Annotated in this window: 19 protein-coding genes; 4 read left to right on the forward strand and 15 right to left on the reverse strand. The window is 74.5% G+C overall.

Annotated features, from left to right (window positions below):
- Positions 1 to 16: 16 nt before the first annotated feature.
- Both ATJ97_RS04120 and ATJ97_RS04125 read right to left on the reverse strand, forming a co-directional pair.
- A complete protein-coding gene (locus tag ATJ97_RS04120) occupies positions 17 to 661 on the reverse strand; it encodes a 2'-5' RNA ligase family protein (RefSeq protein WP_098482653.1) in 645 nt (214 codons plus the stop codon).
- A gap of 5 nt (positions 662 to 666) precedes the next feature.
- Entirely contained in the window at positions 667 to 930 is a 264-nt protein-coding gene (locus ATJ97_RS04125; protein ID WP_143426872.1) for a hypothetical protein, read from the reverse strand.
- A gap of 158 nt (positions 931 to 1088) precedes the next feature.
- Here ATJ97_RS04125 and ATJ97_RS04130 point away from each other — a divergent pair, with 158 nt between their 5' ends.
- From ATJ97_RS04130 to ATJ97_RS04140, 3 genes are read left to right on the forward strand one after another with little or no spacing between them, the layout of a single operon-like run.
- On the forward strand, positions 1089 to 1535 hold the full coding sequence (locus ATJ97_RS04130; protein WP_098482655.1) for a CBS domain-containing protein: 447 nt from the start codon (positions 1089 to 1091) through the stop codon (positions 1533 to 1535).
- A 49-nt stretch (positions 1536 to 1584) separates the two neighbouring features.
- On the forward strand, positions 1585 to 2493 hold the full coding sequence (locus tag ATJ97_RS04135; RefSeq protein WP_245862104.1) for a PfkB family carbohydrate kinase: 909 nt from the start codon (positions 1585 to 1587) through the stop codon (positions 2491 to 2493).
- Positions 2494 to 2503: 10 nt separating this feature from the next.
- The gene (locus tag ATJ97_RS04140; protein WP_098482656.1) at positions 2504 to 3757 is read left to right on the forward strand and encodes an MFS transporter; all 1254 of its coding nucleotides are present in this window, start codon (positions 2504 to 2506) and stop codon (positions 3755 to 3757) included.
- Positions 3758 to 3766: 9 nt separating this feature from the next.
- On the opposite strand, the gene ATJ97_RS04145 is transcribed toward ATJ97_RS04140, so the two are convergent.
- From ATJ97_RS04145 to ATJ97_RS04205, 13 genes are all read right to left on the reverse strand, one after another.
- Positions 3767 to 4384 (reverse strand): nucleoside/nucleotide kinase family protein, encoded by a 618-nt coding sequence (locus ATJ97_RS04145; protein ID WP_098485214.1) that lies wholly within the window; start codon positions 4382 to 4384, stop codon positions 3767 to 3769.
- Positions 4385 to 4443: 59 nt separating this feature from the next.
- The gene (locus ATJ97_RS04150) at positions 4444 to 5352 is read right to left on the reverse strand and encodes a TrmH family RNA methyltransferase (RefSeq protein ID WP_098485215.1); all 909 of its coding nucleotides are present in this window, start codon (positions 5350 to 5352) and stop codon (positions 4444 to 4446) included.
- Positions 5353 to 5396: 44 nt separating this feature from the next.
- Positions 5397 to 5777, reverse strand: a complete 381-nt coding sequence (gene rplT / locus ATJ97_RS04155; protein WP_098482657.1) for a 50S ribosomal protein L20 — start codon at positions 5775 to 5777, stop codon at positions 5397 to 5399.
- 28 nt (positions 5778 to 5805) lie between these two features.
- Complete coding sequence (rpmI, locus tag ATJ97_RS04160) at positions 5806 to 6000, reverse strand: 50S ribosomal protein L35 (protein WP_098482658.1); 195 nt, start codon at positions 5998 to 6000, stop codon at positions 5806 to 5808.
- A 93-nt stretch (positions 6001 to 6093) separates the two neighbouring features.
- Entirely contained in the window at positions 6094 to 6783 is a 690-nt protein-coding gene (gene infC / locus ATJ97_RS04165) for a translation initiation factor IF-3 (protein WP_098485216.1), read from the reverse strand.
- A 333-nt stretch (positions 6784 to 7116) separates the two neighbouring features.
- Positions 7117 to 9189, reverse strand: coding sequence for an NAD(+) synthase (locus ATJ97_RS04170; protein WP_098482659.1), 2073 nt, complete (start codon positions 9187 to 9189; stop codon positions 7117 to 7119).
- A 46-nt stretch (positions 9190 to 9235) separates the two neighbouring features.
- Complete coding sequence (locus ATJ97_RS04175) at positions 9236 to 10084, reverse strand: SseB family protein (protein WP_098482660.1); 849 nt, start codon at positions 10082 to 10084, stop codon at positions 9236 to 9238.
- Positions 10081 to 10815 (reverse strand): bifunctional 1-(5-phosphoribosyl)-5-((5-phosphoribosylamino)methylideneamino)imidazole-4-carboxamide isomerase/phosphoribosylanthranilate isomerase PriA, encoded by a 735-nt coding sequence (gene priA / locus ATJ97_RS04180; protein ID WP_098482661.1) that lies wholly within the window; start codon positions 10813 to 10815, stop codon positions 10081 to 10083. Before priA ends, ATJ97_RS04175 begins: the two co-directional genes overlap by 4 nt.
- Positions 10816 to 10828: 13 nt before the next feature.
- Positions 10829 to 11473, reverse strand: coding sequence for an imidazole glycerol phosphate synthase subunit HisH (gene hisH / locus ATJ97_RS04185; RefSeq protein WP_098482662.1), 645 nt, complete (start codon positions 11471 to 11473; stop codon positions 10829 to 10831).
- Positions 11470 to 12204, reverse strand: coding sequence for a hypothetical protein (locus ATJ97_RS04190; RefSeq protein WP_098482663.1), 735 nt, complete (start codon positions 12202 to 12204; stop codon positions 11470 to 11472). Before ATJ97_RS04190 ends, hisH begins: the two co-directional genes overlap by 4 nt.
- Entirely contained in the window at positions 12201 to 12818 is a 618-nt protein-coding gene (hisB, locus tag ATJ97_RS04195; RefSeq protein ID WP_098482664.1) for an imidazoleglycerol-phosphate dehydratase HisB, read from the reverse strand. The genes ATJ97_RS04190 and hisB overlap by 4 nt, the downstream gene beginning before the upstream one ends.
- Positions 12815 to 13966, reverse strand: coding sequence for a histidinol-phosphate transaminase (locus ATJ97_RS04200; RefSeq protein WP_098482665.1), 1152 nt, complete (start codon positions 13964 to 13966; stop codon positions 12815 to 12817). The genes hisB and ATJ97_RS04200 overlap by 4 nt, the downstream gene beginning before the upstream one ends.
- 101 nt (positions 13967 to 14067) lie before the next feature.
- On the reverse strand, positions 14068 to 14880 hold the full coding sequence (locus tag ATJ97_RS04205; protein ID WP_098482666.1) for a methyltransferase domain-containing protein: 813 nt from the start codon (positions 14878 to 14880) through the stop codon (positions 14068 to 14070).
- Between the two features lie 122 nt (positions 14881 to 15002).
- Here ATJ97_RS04205 and ATJ97_RS04210 point away from each other — a divergent pair, with 122 nt between their 5' ends.
- A complete protein-coding gene (locus tag ATJ97_RS04210) occupies positions 15003 to 17387 on the forward strand; it encodes a RecQ family ATP-dependent DNA helicase (protein ID WP_098482667.1) in 2385 nt (794 codons plus the stop codon).
- The last annotated feature ends 10 nt before the right edge of the window (positions 17388 to 17397 follow it).

The following is a 17397-nucleotide window of genomic DNA, read 5'->3' on the forward strand; positions in this document are numbered from 1 at the left end:
GGTGTTGTGGACGCGACTACCCGGCTGCGAGCGCCAGGTCCGCGAGGGACTCGTGCAGGGGTGTACCACTCCTGCCGGCGCCGAGATGGGAGACCTGCAGCCGCGCGTGCGTCGCCGTCCAGGGCGGACCGGCGTAGACCGAGAGCGCGTGCGCGCGGGCGGAGAGGTCGCCGTCGTCAGGGCGCCGGTTCCGCGAACGAGCGATCGTGACGTGCGCGCGGCGCCGGTCACGGCGCTCGAAGGAGGCGTACCGGGCGCCGGCGTCCTCGCAGGCGGCCATCAGCTCGACCAGCCTGCCGCCCTGCCCCTCGCCGCCGGCCTCGTCCCAGAGCCAGCGCCCGCCCCCGGCCCGCACCTCCTCGTGGACACCGACCCACAGCGTCTGCCGTGAGAACACCCCGGCACCGCGCAGCTGCAGGCGGAGCGGCGGGAACCCCGCGGTCACGGCGCGCAGGTCGGTCGTGAGGTCGTCCACCGCGCCGTCGGGGACCTCGCCGAAGAAGGCGAGGGTGATGTGCCGCTGCTCCTCGGGCACCCAGCGCAACGTCGGCCGCCCGCTGCGGGGAGCGGGCACCGGGTCGAGCGCGGTCACCGAGCGCACCGCCAGATCGAGGTGCTCCTGAACGTCCGGAGGCAGGGGCAGGGAGACGAAGAGCCTCATCGACCTCAGCCGGCCCGTTGGCGGGCGACCGGCCCGGTCTCGGCGGTCTCTGCCGCCTCGGCGAGCTCGGCGAGCGACGCGGTCAGCGCCGAGGCGAGGTCGGCCGCCTCGCCCGGGCGGAGCCGGGCGGTGGCGACGCACTCGTCCGACCGCCACACGCTCACGACGACGACGCCGGCCTCCGGGTGCGCGGAGACCCGCACCCCGCGCCAGCCCCCACGTGGGTCGGGGACCCAGCGGGTGTGCGGAGGCACCGGGACGACGCTCATCTCCGGATGATCCCCCCGGTCCGGTGCCGCGTCAACGAGCGGCCCGGACCGGTGGCGCACGATGGCACGGCCCAGCCCCGCCACGAGGGCGGAGTGCCCGCTGGGCCGGCGGCCGCCTGTGCCCTGGATCACATCATGGAAAGGCAGTACCGTCGGGTATGCGAATCTCCGACGTGCTACGACGCAAGGGTGACGACGTCGTCACCATCCGCCGCGACGCGACGGTCGCCGACCTCCTCGACCTCCTGGTGAGCCACCGCATCGGAGCGGTGGTCGTCTCCGACAAGGACGGTCAGGTGGACGGCATCGTCAGCGAACGGGACGTGATCGTCCATCTGCGGCGCGCCACCGTCCCGCCCCTGGACGAGAAGGTCGGCGCCATCATGACGACCGAGGTCACCGTCTGCAGCCCCGACGACGACACCGAGAGCCTCGCTCGCACGATGACCGACCGGCGCGTCCGCCACCTGCCCGTCGTCGTGGACGGCCGGCTGGCGGGCATCGTCAGCATCGGCGACATCGTCAAGCAGCGGCTGGACGAGCTCCAGGACGAGCGGGACCAGCTCGTCGACTACGTCCAGCAGGGGCGTCCGGCACCGTACTGACGCCGGGCGGCCAGGTGAGGCCGCGCTCGAGCGTGGCACGATCGTGCCCGTGGGAGCGACGAGCGTGGTGTGCTGCGGCCTGACGACGCTCGACGTCACCCAGGTCGTCGACCGGGTGCCCGGGGCCGACGAGAAGGTCGTGGCGCACTCCCTCGCCGTGGAGGTGGGCGGGCCGGCCGCCAACGCGGCGCGCACGGCTGCCACCCTGGGGAGGTCGACGACGCTCGTGACGGCCCTGGGGTCGGGCCCGCTCGCCGGCCTCGCGCGCGACGAGCTCGTGGCCGCCGGCGTGGCCGTCGTCGACCTGGCGGACGACGGCGACCCGCCCGTCTCCACCGTCCTGGTCACCCGGGGCACGGGCGAGCGTGCCGTCGTCTCGACCAACGCCGTCGGGCGCGCGGTCGCGACTCCCGCGCCTGAGGTCCTCGACGGCGCCGCCGTCCTCCTCGTCGACGGGCACCTCCTCGCGGCCCAGACCGCCCTGGCCGGCGCTGCCCGCGCGCGGGGCACGACCGTCGTGCTGGACGGCGGTTCGTGGAAGGACGGGTTGGACGACCTGCTGCCGCACGTGGACCTGGCCGTCCTCTCCGCCGACTTCCTGCCGCCGTGGCTCGACAGCGACGCGGGCACCGAGCGGCGCGACGCCGAGGTCCTCACGGCGGTGGCCGGCCGCGGGCCGCGCCTCGTCGCCCGGTCGCACGGCGGGTCCCCCGTGTCCGTGCTGCACGAGGGCGCGTTCCTCGAGCTGCCGGTCCCCGCCGTCGAGGTCGTCGACACGCTCGGTGCGGGCGACGTGCTGCACGGCGCAGTCACCGCGGCGCTCGCCTCGGGCGCGGCGTGGGCCGACGCCCTCGCCCGGGGCGTCGAGGTGGCGAGCCTGTCGGTCGGGCACGCCGGCGCGATGGGCTGGGCGGCCGACCTGCAAGACCGCGTCGGCCGCCTCCGCGCGGGCGACTAGCGTCCCCGTCATGAGCACCTCTCCCGGCGGTCCGACGACGTCGGAGACGCCGCACCTTGCGTCGCGCGGACGCCGCGGCGTCGCGCCGTGGGTCCCGGCCACGCTCGTGCTCACCGTCGTCGGCTGGGGCGGCAACCAGTTCACGCCGCTGATGCTGCTCTACCGCGACACGCTCGGGCTGTCCTCGGTGACGGTCAACGCCGTGCTGGGCGTCTACGTGCTCGGTCTCATCCCCGCCCTGCTCCTCGGCGGACCTGCCTCCGACCGGATCGGGCGGCGGCCGGTGACCACGTGGGCGGTGCTCGCCGCCCTCCTCGGCTCGGCCGTCATGGCGGCGGCACCGCTCGGCGCCTGGCTGCTGTTCCCCGGCCGGTTCATCACGGGCGTCTCCGTCGGGCTGGCCATGGCCGCGGCCACCAGCTGGGTCAAGGAGCTCTCCAGCCCGCCGTTCGACCACGCCGCCGCGGGCGCGGGTGCCCGCCGCGCGTCGGTCGGGCTGACCGCCGGGTTCGGCTTCGGTCCGGTACTCACCTCGGCGATGGCGGAGTGGGCCCCGGCTCCGGAGGTGCTGCCCTATCTCCTCCACCTCGCCGTCACGCTGCCCGCCCTGCTGGCCGTGCGCGCGCTCCCGGAGCCGTCGCGGCTGAGCCCGCGCCGGAGCGTCCACGGCGGGCCGGCCGCGCCCTCGGTGCACCGTCCGCGATTCCTGCGCGTGGTGACCCCCGCGGCGCCGTGGGTGTTCGGGGTCAACGCGGTCTCCATCGCCGTCGTCCCGCTCGTCCTCTCCTCGGCCGTCGCCGGGCACGGCCTCGCCTACGCCACCCTGCTGATCGCCCTCACCTTCGGCGCGGGGCTGGCGGTGCAGCCGCTCGCCCGGCGCCTCGACGACCCCGGGAGCGCCCGCGCGCTGCTGGTGGCCCTCGGCGTGGTGATCCTCGGCCTGGGCGTGACGACCCTGACGGCGGCGAGCCTGAACCCCTGGATCGGCATGGCGGGCTCGGTGGTGCTCGGTTCCAGCTACGGCATCAACCTCGTCTCCGGGCTGCAGGAGGTCCAGCGCATCGCCGGGCCCCGCGACCTCGGCGCCCTCACCGGGATCTTCTACGCCCTCGGCTACCTGGGCTTCCTCCTGCCCACGGTGATGGCCGCGCTGGCGGGGTGGTTCGACTACGTGGCGATGCTCTCTGCGCTCACGGTGCTCGCCGCGCTGTGCCTGGCCGTCGTCGCCCGCAGCTCCCGCAGCGGGCTCCCGCAGCGGGACTGACCGGGCCGCTCAGCCGTCGTGCCAGCGCACGACGACGTCCGCGCGCGCTCGGGTGCTCGCCACCAGCTCGGCGTTGCGCTGGTCGGAGCCCTCGGCGAACGCGGTCGCAACCTCCGGCGGACGCCCGTGCGCGAGGTGCCGGGCGAGCAGCCGGGACCGCCGTGCGTCGTCGTCGACCTCCACGAACCAGGTCTCGTCGAGCAGGCGGCGCAGGCGCTGCCAGGGATCGGTGGGGAGCAGGAGGTAGTTGCCCTCGGTCAGCACCACCGGGGTACCGGCGGGGACGGGCACCGCGCTGCCGATGGGCTCCTCGAGGTGCCGGTCGAAGAGCGGGGCGTAGACCGTCGGGGAATCCTCGCGCTGGACGCGGACGCGCCGCACCAGGGAGACGTACCCCTCTGCGTCGAAGGTGTCGGGCGCTCCCTTGCGGTCCGCCCGTCCCAGCCGCTCGAGCTCGGCCTGGGCCAGGTGGAACCCGTCCATGCCGACCACCACCGCGTCGGTGCCCGCCTCCTGGAGCGCGGCCGCGAGCAGCGCGGTCAGCGTCGACTTGCCCGCGCCTGGGGCGCCGACCACGCCGATCAGCGCCCGGCCCCGGCGGTCGGGGCCGCCCTGGCGGCGCACCATGTGGACGCGGTCCACGAGGGCCGACACGTCGTCCGGCCCGGCGAGCAGCGTCGTCGCGTTCATGCGCGGCGTTGGGCCCGGGCCGAGGCGTAGAGACAGACCGTCGCGGCGGTGGCCAGGTTGAGAGACTCGGCGAGCCCGTGGATCGGCACCCGTACCGCGGCGTCGCACAGGGACCGCTCCTCCTCGGCAAGTCCGTGCGCCTCGTTGCCGAACACCCAGACGGTGGGGCCGGTCAGGTCGGGGGCGACGAGAGCGGTGGCGGTGAGCTCGTCGGGGTCGGCGGGCAGGCCCGGGAGGTCGGAGCGGTCCTGGAGGTCGTCGAGGTCCCACTCCCCCGCGCCGTCGGCGGCCAGGACGACGGGGCGGGACATCTTCCGCAGGGCAGAGAGCACGTCACCCAGGTCATGGCCGGTCACGACGGGGAGGTGGAAGAGCGATCCGGCGGTCGAGCGGACCACCTTGGGGTTGAGCAGCTCGACGCTGCCGGCCGCGAGGACGACGGCGTCCGCCCCGGCGGCGTCGGCCGCGCGGATGACGGCGCCGGCGTTGCCGGGGTCGTTCACCCGGGCCAGGACCGCGACGAGCCGGGGACCGGCGCCGTCGTTCAGGGCGGCGAGGTCCGCAAGGGCCGGAGTCGTCGTCGGGCCGCGCTCGTCCAGGACGGCGAGGACGCCCTGGGCGTCCGGGCTCATGGCGTGGAGCACCTCGGGGCTCGCGGTGTGCACGTAGCGGCCGCCCGCACGGGCAGCCTCGACGATCTCCGGGTGGCGGGCCGCGGCGTCGCGCGTGAGGTAGACGTCGCGGACCTGGGCGGGCACGTGCCGGACGGCCTCGCGCACCCCCTGGGGCCCCTCGACGAGGAACTGCTGGTGCCGGGAACGAGCCGAGCGCCCGGACAGCCGGCCGACCCTTCGCACCCGCTCGGCGCGGGGGTTGGTCAGCTCGGTGTCCAGGCGCTCGGTCATGTCGGTCATCCTGCCGTGCTGCGGCAGGTGCGCGCCGGGTCCGCTCAGGCGGCCGGGGCGTTGACGTCCGCCGGCAGAGCCTCGCGGGCGGTGGCGACGAGCGCGTTGAACGCGGCGATGTCGGTCACGGCCAGCTCGGCGAGCATGCGGCGGTCCACCTCGACCCCAGCGGCCTTGAGGCCCTGGACGAAGCGGTTGTAGGTCATGCCCTCCGCACGGACCGCAGCGTTGATGCGCTGGATCCACAGCCGCCGGAAGTCACCCTTGCGGGCGCGACGGTCGCGGTAGGAGTAGGTCATCGAGTGAGTGACCTGCTCCTTGGCCTTGCGGTAGAGGCGCGAGCGCTGGCCGCGGTAGCCGCTGGCGAGCTCGAGTGTCGTACGGCGCTTCTTCTGGGCGTTGACCGCCCGCTTGACGCGTGCCACGTCAGTCTCCTAACAGTTGGGGCGGCGGTTACTTGCCGAGCAGCTTCTTGATCTTCTTCACGTCGGCCGGGGCGACCGCCTGGTCCATGGCGAGGCGGCGGGTGCGCCTGCTCGGCTTGTGCTCGAGCAGGTGACGCTTGTTGGCCTGCTCCCGCATGAGCTTCCCGCTGCCGGTGACCCGGAAGCGCTTCTTGGCACCGGAGTGCGTCTTGTTCTTCGGCATGTTCGTCCCTTGTCCGTCCGCACCGCCGACCGGCGCAGATGTGTCCTGCCCTGGACCATTCGGCCCAGGGCGTCCTCCAGGTTCGTCGTCCGCCTAGGAGGCGGTCTCGCTCTGAGCGGCCTCTCCGGGGGCGGTCCCGCCCTGGGGCGCCTCTCCCGCGGTCTCCGCCGGCGCGGCCTCGTCCGGGGCGTCCCCGGCGTGGCCGTGCTTGGTGGACCGCTTCGTGGCCCGCTCCTCGTCGCGCTTGCGACGCTGCTCGCTCTTGGCCTCGGCCTTCTTCCGGTGCGGGCCGATGACCATCGTCATGTTGCGGCCGTCGAGCCGCGGCGACGACTCGACGGAGCCGAGCTCGGCGACGTCGTCCGCGAGCCGCTGCAGCAGGCGCATGCCCATCTCGGGGCGCGACTGCTCGCGACCGCGGAACATGATCATGACCTTGACCTTGTCGCCGCCCTTGAGGAAGCGCTCGACGTGGCCCTTCTTGGTCGCGTAGTCGTGCGCATCGATCTTCAGGCGGAACCGGATCTCCTTGAGAACGGTGTTGGCCTGGTTGCGGCGCGCGTCGCGCGCCTTCATCGCGGACTCGTACTTGAACTTTCCGAAGTCCATGAGCTTGGCTACGGGCGGGCGCGCGTCAGGGGCGACCTCGACCAGGTCCAGGTCCGCCTCCTTCGCCAGGCGCAGGGCGTCCTCGACCCGGACCACGCCGACCTGCTCGCCGGCCGGGCCTACCAGCCGGACCTCGGGCACGCGGATCCGCTCGTTGATGCGGGGCTCGCTGATGCTGTGCTCCTCTACGTCGTCTGTCGCGACCGCCGTAGAACGAAGAAGGCCTCCGTCGTGCGGTCGCACGCGGAGGCCTCGAGGTCTGTGCCGTGCACGGACGCCGGAGCGGCCCGTGCGGGCACTGCCGGGGGCGAACCCTCGGCGACCAGGACCCGGCCTCTGTTCCGCCTTGCGGCGGGTCGAGACCTAGGTGGGAGAATCTCCGCTTGCGCACCAGGGACTGCTCCCTGGTCGGTCAGTTGTCTAGGCTAGCACGGACCGCTCGCCACGCATGTGCGGGCGGCCGTGGTGCGGGACACAGGCGCCCGAGCGCCCCGGCCCGCGCCCCGGTCAGACCTCGACCCTCGCGGGAAGGGCCCGCTCCAGCTCCTCCAGCCAGACGTGCGCCTTGCTGTCCGACGGCGCCCGCCACTCCCCCCGCGGGGACAGGGCGCCGCCGGCCATGACCTTCGGGCCGTTGGGCAGCGCCGACCGCTTGAACTGGCTGAAGCCGAAGAACCGCTTGACGAAGACCTCCAGCCACCGGCGGATCTCGTCGAGGTCGTAGGCGAAGTGCGCGTCCTCCGGGAACCCGGGCGGCCACTCCCCCGCGTCGGCGTCGCGCCAGGCGTGGTGGGCGAGGAACGCGATCTTGCTCGGCCGGAAGCCGTGACGCAGCACGTAGAACAGCGTGAAGTCGTGGAGGTTGTACGGGCCGATCGAGGCCTCGGTGCTCTGGACCTCCTCGTCCTCGCCGGCAGGCACGAGCTCGGGGCTGATCTTCGTGTCGAGCACCGACTGCAGCACCCGCGCGGCACGCTCGTCCACCTCGCCGGAGGAGATGACCCAGCGGACGAGGTGCTGGATGAGCGTCTTGGGCACGCCGGTGTTCACGGCGTAGTGGGACATCTGGTCGCCGACGCCGTAGGTGCACCACCCCAGCGCCATCTCCGAGAGGTCGCCGGTGCCGACGACGATACCGCCGGCCGCGTTCGCGAGCCGGAAGAGGTAGTCGGTCCGCAGGCCCGCCTGGACGTTCTCGAAGGTGACGTCGTAGACCGGCTCCCCCTGGGCGAAGGGGTGGCCCATCTTCTCCAGCATCTCCTTCGCGGCGGGCCGGATGTCGATCTCCTCGAACGTGATGCCGAGGGCCTCGGCGAGCGCGTAGGCGTTGGCCTTCGTGTGCTCGCTGGTGGCGAAGCCGGGGAGGGTGTAGCCGAGGATGTCGGTGCGCGGGCGTCCGAGGCGGTCCATCGCGCGTGCGGCGACGAGGAGCGCGTGGGTGGAGTCGAGCCCGCCGGAGACGCCGATGACGAGCTTCGGCTCGCCGATGTAGGCCATCCGCTGCTCGAGCGCGGAGACCTGGATGTTGAACGCCTCGTAGCAGTCCTGGGCCAACCGGGCGGGGTCGTCCGGCACGAAGGGGAACCGGTCGACCTGGCGGCGCAGCCCGAGGTCCTCACGGGGCGGCTGCAGCGCGAGCCGCACCGTCCGGAACGAGTCGGTGCGCAAGGCGTGGGTGCGGCGGTTGTCGTCGAAGGTGCCCATGCGCAGCCGCTCCTGGCGCAGCAGGTCCAGGTCGACGTCGGCCACCGACGCGCGCGGGCCGTCGGGGAAACGCTCGGACTCGGCGAGCAGGACGCCGTTCTCGTAGATCATCGTCTGCCCGTCCCAGGACAGGTCGTTGCTCGACTCCCCCTGCCCGGCGGCGGCGTAGACGTAGGCGGCGAGGCACCGGGAGGACGCGGACCGGCACAGCAGGTGCCGGTCCTCGGCACGCCCGACCGTGATGGGGCTGCCGGAGAGGTTCACCAGCACGGTGGCGCCGGCGAGCGCCGCCTCGGCGCTCGGCGGGATGGGGACCCACATGTCCTCGCACACCTCGACATGGACGACCATCCCCGGCACGTCGACCGCCTCGAACAGCAGGTCCGTGCCGAAGGGCACCGGCCTGCCGCCGAGGGTGAGCGTCTGCCCGCGCACGTCGTCGCCGGGCGCGAAGTGCCGGCGCTCGTAGAACTCGCGGTACGTGGGCACGAGCGACTTCGGGACGACGCCGAGCACCTCGCCGCGGTGGATGACGACGGCCGTGTTGTACAGGCGGTTGCGGTGGCGCAGCGGCGCGCCGACCACGAGCACCGGGAGCAGGTCCGCCGACGCCCGCGCGACCACGTCGACGGCCTCCTCGACGCCGTCGAGCACCGAGTCCTGGAGGAAGAGGTCCTCGGCGCTGTAGCCGGACAGGCACAGCTCGGGGAAGACCGCGAGCCCGACACCGTCGTCGTGACAGGAGCGTGCCTGCTCGACGACGATCTCGGCGTTGCGCCGGGGGTCGGCCAGGGCGACGGGGACGGTCACCGCGGCCGCTCTCAGGAAGCCGTGCTCGTACGCGGAGTGGAAGTTGGGGGTGCTCTCGGACGTCATGCGCCCGAGTCTGGCAGGGCCGGGCGGTGGGGCGCTCGTCGGGGGCTCAGGCGACCTGCGTCGGTGCCAGCTCGAGGGAGTCGACGCGCTCGCGCAGCACGGGGTGGTCCGACAGCGCGCGGCTGGTGCGCCCGACGACGTCGCGCAGCTGGTCCTTGTCGAGCCCGGCCCGCACGGCCACCACGACGCGCAGCTCCGCGGTGCCGCCCCGCTCGAGCCGGACGCCGACGAGCTCCGTGATGCCGCGCAGCGCGTCCACCGCGACGCCGGGAAGCTCGGGGTCGGCCCAGGACGGGGTCCAGGGCTGCTGCTGGGCGAGCGCCCACACGGCGGGGCGGGGCACCAGCACGGTGACCTCGTTGCCGGGGTCGAGCACGAGGAGGGAGTCGCTCTCCTGGACGGCGGAGAGGGCGGCGCGGGTGGCCTCGACGGGCACGGGCCGCGAGCCGGCGTTCCAGGTCTGCATCGCCGCGACGGAGGAGAAGACCGGCAGCGCCGACCGGCCGTCCGGGGTGCGCACGGAGACCATGGCGGCGGACGCCATGGCGTCGCCGCTGCGGTCGCCGGACCGGAACTTCTCGGCCGCGTGGGGCGCGACGTTGCCGTCCGCGTCGGTGCCGGGGTGCTCGTGCGCGACCACCGGCACGATGACCCGGCCCGTGCGCATGGCCTCGACGACGGCGACCACGCGTTCGCCGTCGTCCTCGCGGGCGAGGGCGGCCGCCATGGCGGGCTGGACCGTCCCGTCGTCGCCGGAGAAGGGGTTCGGCCTCAGCATCCGGCCGGCCCAGGGCTGGCCGGCGGAGTCGGTGAGCGGGAGGTCGTGGCCGTGCTCGTGAGGTCCGTGGCCGCCGTGCGGCGCGTGGCCGGACGGGACGCCCGGGTGGGTGGTCACGGCCGTCCCGCGACGTCGAGGGCCTCCGGGAGGGTGAACGCGCCGGCGTAGAGGGCCTTGCCGACGATGGCTCCCTCGAGCCCGACGTCGGTCAGGCCGCGCAGGGCCTCGATGTCGGCCAGGTTCGCCACGCCGCCCGAGGCCACGACGGGGGCCTTCGTACGGGCGCAGACCTGCCGGAGCAGCTCGAGGTTCGGGCCGCGCAGGGTGCCGTCCTTGGTCACGTCGGTGACGACGTAGCGGGCGCACCCGTCGGCCTCGAGGCGGTCGAGCACCTCCCAGAGGTCACCGCCCTCCTGCGTCCAGCCGCGGGCCGCGAGCGTGGTGCCGCGCACGTCCAGGCCGACGGCGACGCGGTCGCCGTGCCTGGCGATGACCTTCGACGTCCACTCCGGGTTCTCCAGCGCGGCGGTGCCGAGGTTGACGCGGCGGGCGCCCGAGTCGAGGGCGCGCTCGAGGGAGGCGTCGTCGCGGATGCCGCCGGAGAGCTCGACCTGCACGTCCAGCTCGTCGACGATCCGCGCGAGCAGCTCGTGGTTCGAGCCGCGCCCGAAGGCGGCGTCGAGGTCGACGAGGTGGATCCACTCCGCACCGTCCTCGACCCACGCGGCGGCGGCCTCCGCCGGGTCGCCGTAGGTGGTCTCGGAGCCGGCCTCGCCCTGGAAGAGGCGGACGGCCTGCCCCTCCACGACGTCGACGGCGGGCAGCAGCTGCAGGCGCGGTGCGCTCATGTGTCTCTCTTTCTCAGCGGCCCAGGGACGTGACCCAGTTGCGCAGCAGCTGGGCGCCTGCGTCGCCGGACTTCTCGGGGTGGAACTGCGTGGCGCTCAGCGCCCCGTTCTCGACGGCGGCGACGAAGGGCACGCCGTGCTCGGCCCAGGTGACCAGGGGCGGCTCGAGCGGGGTGTCGCTCGTCAGGTCCGCGGCCGGGTCGCTCTGCACGGCGTAGGAGTGGACGAAGTAGAACCGCTCGTCGGCCACGCCGTCGAAGAGGACGGAGCCCTCGGGGGCGCGGACCGGGGACCAGCCCATGTGGGGCACGACCGGCGCGTCGAGCTTCGTGACCTCGCCGGGCCACTGGTCCAGGCCGGGGGTGCGCACGCCGTGCTCGTCGCCGGCCGTGAACAGCACCTGCAGGCCGACGCAGATGCCCAGCACCGGACGTCCGCCCGCGAGGCGGCGCTCGATCAGCTGGTCGCCGCGCACCGCGCGCAGCTGCTCCATGACGGCGGCGAAGGCGCCCACGCCGGGTACGACGAGCCCGTCGGCCTCGGCCACGGCCTTCGGGTCGGCCGTGAGCTCGACGTCCGCGCCGACGCGCTCGAGGGCGCGCACGGCGGAGCGGACGTTCCCCGAGCCGTAGTCGAGGACGACGACGCGCCGGCTCACGGCTTCCTCCGGCGGAGGCCGCGCCCGAACATGCGGGCCGCCTTCCACCGCGGGAGGGTGCCGGAGCGCTGGTGCCCCTTGACCTGGTCGGGCCGGGTCCGGCCGAGGATGAGGTCCTCGATCACCTGGTCGGCTCCGGCGAGGATGAGCCCGGCCGGCACGTCGTCCTCCGGCTCGCCGGAGGTGTAGCGCCGGGCGCTGATCTGGCCGGACAGCCCGGACTCGATACCGACGTCGGTGGCGAGGTCCGCCACGAGCAGCACCACGCCGGCCCGCGAGAGCCGCGAGAGGTTCTTCGCGACCTCCTCGGCCTCCGGCGGGAAGCCGCCGTCCTCGCCGCCGAGGAGCTGGGAGATGTCCCAGTCGTCGACGGGGGCCTTGGCCGCGATCTCGAGCGCCGCGACCGCCCCGGAGGAGGACGGCACGACGTCGACGTCGATCCCCGCCATCGCGCACAGCCCCGCCAGGGCGGGCGCCGACGCGACGGGGGTGAGGACCAGGGCGAGCTTGGCCGGGCTGCCGGACGCACCCGCAGGGGCTGCGGCGTCGTCCGCGGGGGCGGTGTCGTCCGCGGCCGTGTCGTCGGCAGCGGCCTCGTCGGCGCGGCGGGTCGCGTGACCGGTCGGGGCCTCGGGCGCCTCCGGGACGTCGTCGAGGGCGCGCAGCATCCGCTCGACGTCGTCCGCCGTCAGCGGGGTGTCGTCACCGCGTGGGTCACCGGGTTCGGTCACAACGCTCCCTTCGTGGAGGGCACACCCTCGACGCGCGGGTCGACCGCGACGGCCGCGCGCAGGGCGCGCGCGAGGGCCTTGAACTGGGCCTCGACGATGTGGTGCGGGTCGCGGCCGCCCAGCACGCGCACGTGGAGGCAGATGTTCGCGTGGTGCGCGAGGGACTCGAACACGTGCCGGGTCAGCGAGCCGGTGAAGTGACCGCCGATGAGGTGGTACTCCTGCCCCGCGGGCTCGCCGGAGTGCACGAGGTAGGGCCGCCCGGAGACGTCCACGACGGCCTGGGCGAGCGCCTCGTCGAGCGGGACGAGCGCGTCGCCGAAGCGGGCGATGCCCTTCTTCTCGCCGAGGGCCTGGCGCAGGGCCTGTCCGAGGCAGATGGCGACGTCCTCGACGGTGTGGTGGGCGTCGATGTGGGTGTCACCGGTGGCCTGGACGGTGAGGTCGATGAGCGAGTGCTTGCCCAGCGCGGTCAGCATGTGGTCGTAGAACGGCACCGACGTCGAGATGTCGGTCCTCCCCGTCCCGTCCAGGTCGAGCTCGACGACGACGTCGGACTCCGACGTCGTGCGCGTCACCCGCGCGGTCCGCGTTCCCGCGAGCACCTCGGTCACCAGCCCAGCACCTCCTCCAGGGCCGCCTTGAAGGCGGCCGTCTCCTGCGGCGTCCCGACGGACACGCGCAACCAGCCCTCGGGTCCGACCTCACGGATCAGGACGCCACGCTCCAGCAGACCATTCCACACCTCGTGCCGGTCCGGGAAAAGACCGAAGAGCACGAAGTTGGCGTCCGACTCGGCCACCTCCAGCCCGTGGTCGCGCAGCCAGCCGACCAGGGCGTCGCGCTCGGCGCGCAGCGAGGCGACCTGCGCCATGAGCTCGCCGCGGTGGCGCAGGGCCGCGAGCGCCGCCGCCTGGGTCACCGCCGAGAGGTGGTAGGGCAGGCGCACGACGCGCAGGTGGTCCACCAGGGCCGGCGTCGCCGCGAGGTAGCCCAGCCTCAGCCCGGCCATGCCGAACGCCTTCGACATCGTCCGCGACACCGCGAGGTGCGGGTGACGACCGAGCAGCGTGAGAGCGCTGGGCACCCCCTCCCGGCGGAACTCGCCGTAGGCCTCGTCCACGACGACGACGGCGGCCGTGGGGGCGCCGTCGGGACCGGTCGGGCCGGCGTCGACGGCCGCCTCGCAGATCGCTTCCACGGTCTCGAGCGGCAGCGCCGTGCCGGTGGGGTTGTTCGGGCTGGCGAGAAGGACGACGGCGGGCCGGTGCTCCGCGATCTGCTCACGGACGTGCGTCAGGTCGAGGGTGAAGTCCGCCTCGCGGCGCCCGGCGACCCAGGCGGTGAGGGTGTCGCGGGCGTACTCGGGGTACATCGAGTACGTCGGCGCGAAGGACAGCACGTTCCGCCCCGGTCCGCCGAACGCCTGCAGCAGGTGAAGCATGACCTCGTTGGAGCCGTTCGCCGCCCAGACCTGCTCGGCGCCGACGTCGACGCCGGACTCCACGCGCAGGTACTCCGCCAGCTCGGTGCGCAGCTCGAGGAAGTCGCGGTCCGGGTAGCGGTTGAGCCCGTGCGCGGCCCTGGCCACCGCGTCCGCGATGTCCGCGACGACCGCCTCCGAGGGCGGGTAGGGGTTCTCGTTGACGTTGAGCAGGACCGGCACGTCCAGCTGCGGGGCGCCGTAGGGCTCGAGGCCCTCGAGCCCCGGGCGCAGCGGCAGACGGACGTCCGCGGTGGGGGTCTCTGCGGGGGTGGTCACGGAGGAAGTCTAGGCTGCACCGGCCCGGCGCCCGGCGTGTGGTCCGGCCCGGGAGACGGCCGTGGCCGGTGTCACGCGGCGTGGCGCTTCGACGTCCCGCGTCAGGTCCGGCGCCGGCCGACGGCGAAGACCCGCCGGAAGGGCATCGGGACCCCCATGGCGGAGCGGGGGTAGGCGTCCGCGAGCGCGCTCGCGTAGCGGTGCAGCAGCTGTGCCTCCCGGGCGGGCTCGAGGCGACCGAGCAGCGGTCGCAGCCCGGTGCCGCGCATCCACTCGAGCACCGGGTTGTCCAGCTCGCCGGCCGGGTCCAGCAGGTGCAGGTAGGTGGTCTCCCAGGCGTCCACCTCGCAGCCCGCGGCGTGAAGTGCCGCCGCGTACCCGGCCGGGTCCGCCGCGCCGCCCTTGCCGAGCAGGAGGCTCGTCAGCTCGGGGCCCTCGGGAAGCACGGCCACGAGGTCCCGCAGCAGCGTGTGGTTCGGCGCCTCGGCGTTGCCGGGCACCTGGAGCGCGAACCAGCCGCCGGCCGCCAGGCTCGACACCCAGCCCGCCAGGAGGTCGAGGTGTCCCGGCACCCACTGCAGCACGGCGTTCGTGACGACGACGTCCGGCCGCCCTGGCAGCCGCCAGTCGATGATGTCCGCCTCGACCCACTCGATGCGCCTTTCCGTGTCCGTGCGGCGGGCGCGCTCCAGCATGTGCGGCGACGAGTCCACCCCGACGATCCGCGCCCGGGGCCAGCGGGCGGCAAGGGGCCTGGTCGAGGCGCCGGTGCCGCAGCCGAGGTCGACCACCAGCTCCGGTTCGACCGCGCCCACCCTTGCGAGCAGGTCCGCGACGGGCCGGGCGCGGTGGGCGGCGAACCGCTCGTAGACGTCGGCGTCCCAGGTGGTGCGTGTGCCGGCCTGCCGCGTCATGGCGCCATGCTCGTGCAGGCGCAGGCCTGCCGTCCAACGTGCAGCGCGCAGCGGTTGTGGGTGGGCCGGGAGAGGGTGGGCCCGTTCGTGAGAGCGTGGAGGGGCCGAGGAGAGGGAGCACGATGACTGAGAACGCAGCCGCGACGACGGCGGGCCCGCACGCAGCGAGTCGCGGCGTGCCGGCACCGGGGACGCCCGGCGCCACCGTGGCGTCGTCCGGCGCCGCCGGCTCCTCGTCGCTGCGCGACCAGGCCGAGGCCGCGCTGCGTGCGCTGGTGGGCCGGGATGACGCCCGACTGCGGGAGGACCAGTGGACCGCCGTCGAGGCGCTGGTGGCCCAGCGCCGCCGGGCCCTGGTGGTGGAGCGGACCGGTTGGGGCAAGTCCGCCGTGTACTTCGTGGCGACCGCGCTGCTGCGGGCCGGGGCCGCCGGCCGCCCGCCGGCCGGGCCGACGGTCATCGTCTCCCCGCTGCTGGCGCTCATGCGCGACCAGATCGGCGCCGCCTCCCGCGCCGGCATCCGGGCGGTCACGATCAACTCCTCGAACGTCACCGAGTGGGACGACGTCCACGCGGCGATCGCCGCCGGCGAGGTCGACGTGCTCCTGTGCTCGCCGGAGCGGCTCAACAACCCCGCCTTCCGGGACGAGGTCCTGCCCCGCCTGGCGGCGAGCGCCGGGCTGGTCGTCGTGGACGAGGCGCACTGCATCTCCGACTGGGGCCACGACTTCCGCCCCGACTACCGGCGCATCCGCACGCTGCTCACGGACCTGCCGGACGGCATCCCCGTCCTCGCCACGACCGCGACGGCGAACGCCCGGGTGAGCCGCGACGTCGCCGAGCAGCTCGGTGTCGGCCGGCACGACGATGACGTGCTGGTCCTGCGCGGCTCGCTCGACCGGCCCTCCCTGCACCTCGGCGTCCTGTCCCTGCCGGACCACTCGAGCCGGGTCGCCTGGCTCGGGGAGCAGCTCGGGCGGTGGAACGGCTCCGGCATCGTCTACACCCTGACGGTGGCGGCAGCCCAGGGCGTGGCCGAGCAGCTGCGCGCGGCCGGCCACGAGGTGGCCGCCTACACGGGCCAGACGGACACCGCGGAGCGGGAGCAGCTCGAGGCGGACCTGAAGGCCAACCGGGTCAAGGCCCTCGTGGCCACGTCTGCGCTCGGCATGGGCTTCGACAAGCCAGACCTGGCCTTCGTCGTCCACCTCGGTGCCCCCTCCTCCCCCATCGCCTACTACCAGCAGGTCGGCCGTGCGGGCCGCGGTGTGGCGCGGGCCGACGTCGTCCTCCTTCCGGGCCAGGAGGACCGGGACATCTGGAACTACTTCGGCTCCCTCGGCTTCCCGCCCGAGTCCGCGGTGCGCGAGACGCTCGCCGCGCTGGCTGAGGGCGGCACGATGTCGACCGCGCGGCTCGAGACGCAGGTGGACCTCCGGCGGAACAGGCTCGAGACGATGCTGAAGGTCCTCGACGTCGACGGCGCGGTGCGCCGGGTGCGCGGCGGCTGGGAGGCCACCGGCACCGAGTGGGCCTACGACGCCGAGCGGTACGCCCGGGTGGAGGCCACCCGGGAGCAGGAGCAGCAGGCGATGGTCGACTACCAGCGGCTCGGCCCCGACGCCTGCCGGATGGCCTTCCTGCGCGGGCAGCTCGACGACCCGGACCTGGTTGACGGCTGGCGGTGCGGGCGGTGCGACCTGTGCGGCGGCCTGTCCCTGGAGGCCGGCGTCGACGCCGGCGCGGTGGAGCAGGTGCGGGCGGCCCTGGACCGGCCGGGCCTGGAGATCTCGCCGCGGCGGCAGTGGCCCACCGGGATGGACGCGCTCGGGGTGGACCTGCGGGGCAAGATCCCTGAGGACGAACGCGCCGAGGCCGGCCGGGCGGTGGCCCGGCTCGACGGGCTGGGCTGGTCCGTCCCGCTGCGCACGCTCTTCGAGCCGGCGCGCGGGTCCGGCACGGACCAGGGCGGCGGCCCCGTCGAGGCACCGAGCGTCGTCGACGGCGCGGACGACGCCGGAGGGAGGGCACCCGGCGGCTCCCCCGGTCCCGAGGGCGAGGCCCTCCACGGCGGCGACGGGCTGCTGCCGACCGCGCTGCGCCGGCCGGTCCAGGAGGTGCTCACGACGTGGGCGCAGGAGATCACCGCCGCCGGCGGGCGGGTCGACGGCGTCGTCGTGGTCGACTCGGCGACCCGCCCCCACCTCGTGCGGCATCTCGCGCAGGGGGTGGCGACCATTCTCGGCGTGCCCGTCGTCGGCTCCGTCGCGCCCGACCCGCAGGTCCCGGCCGGTCGCCACGACGTCAACTCGGCGCAGCGGCTCGCGGGCGTCCACCGGCGTCTGCACCTCAACCTCTCCGGGCCGGCCGCGGCGGGACTGCCCGGGCGGTCGGTGGTCCTCGTCGACGACCTCACCGACTCCGGGTGGACCCTGACGGTGGCCGCCCGGCTGCTCCGCCGCGCCGGCGCACGGGCGGTGCTGCCCTTCGTGCTGGCCCAGCGCTGACCTCGGTGCC

This window comes from Georgenia soli, assembly GCF_002563695.1.
Taxonomy (GTDB): Bacteria; Actinomycetota; Actinomycetes; order Actinomycetales; family Actinomycetaceae; genus Georgenia; species Georgenia soli.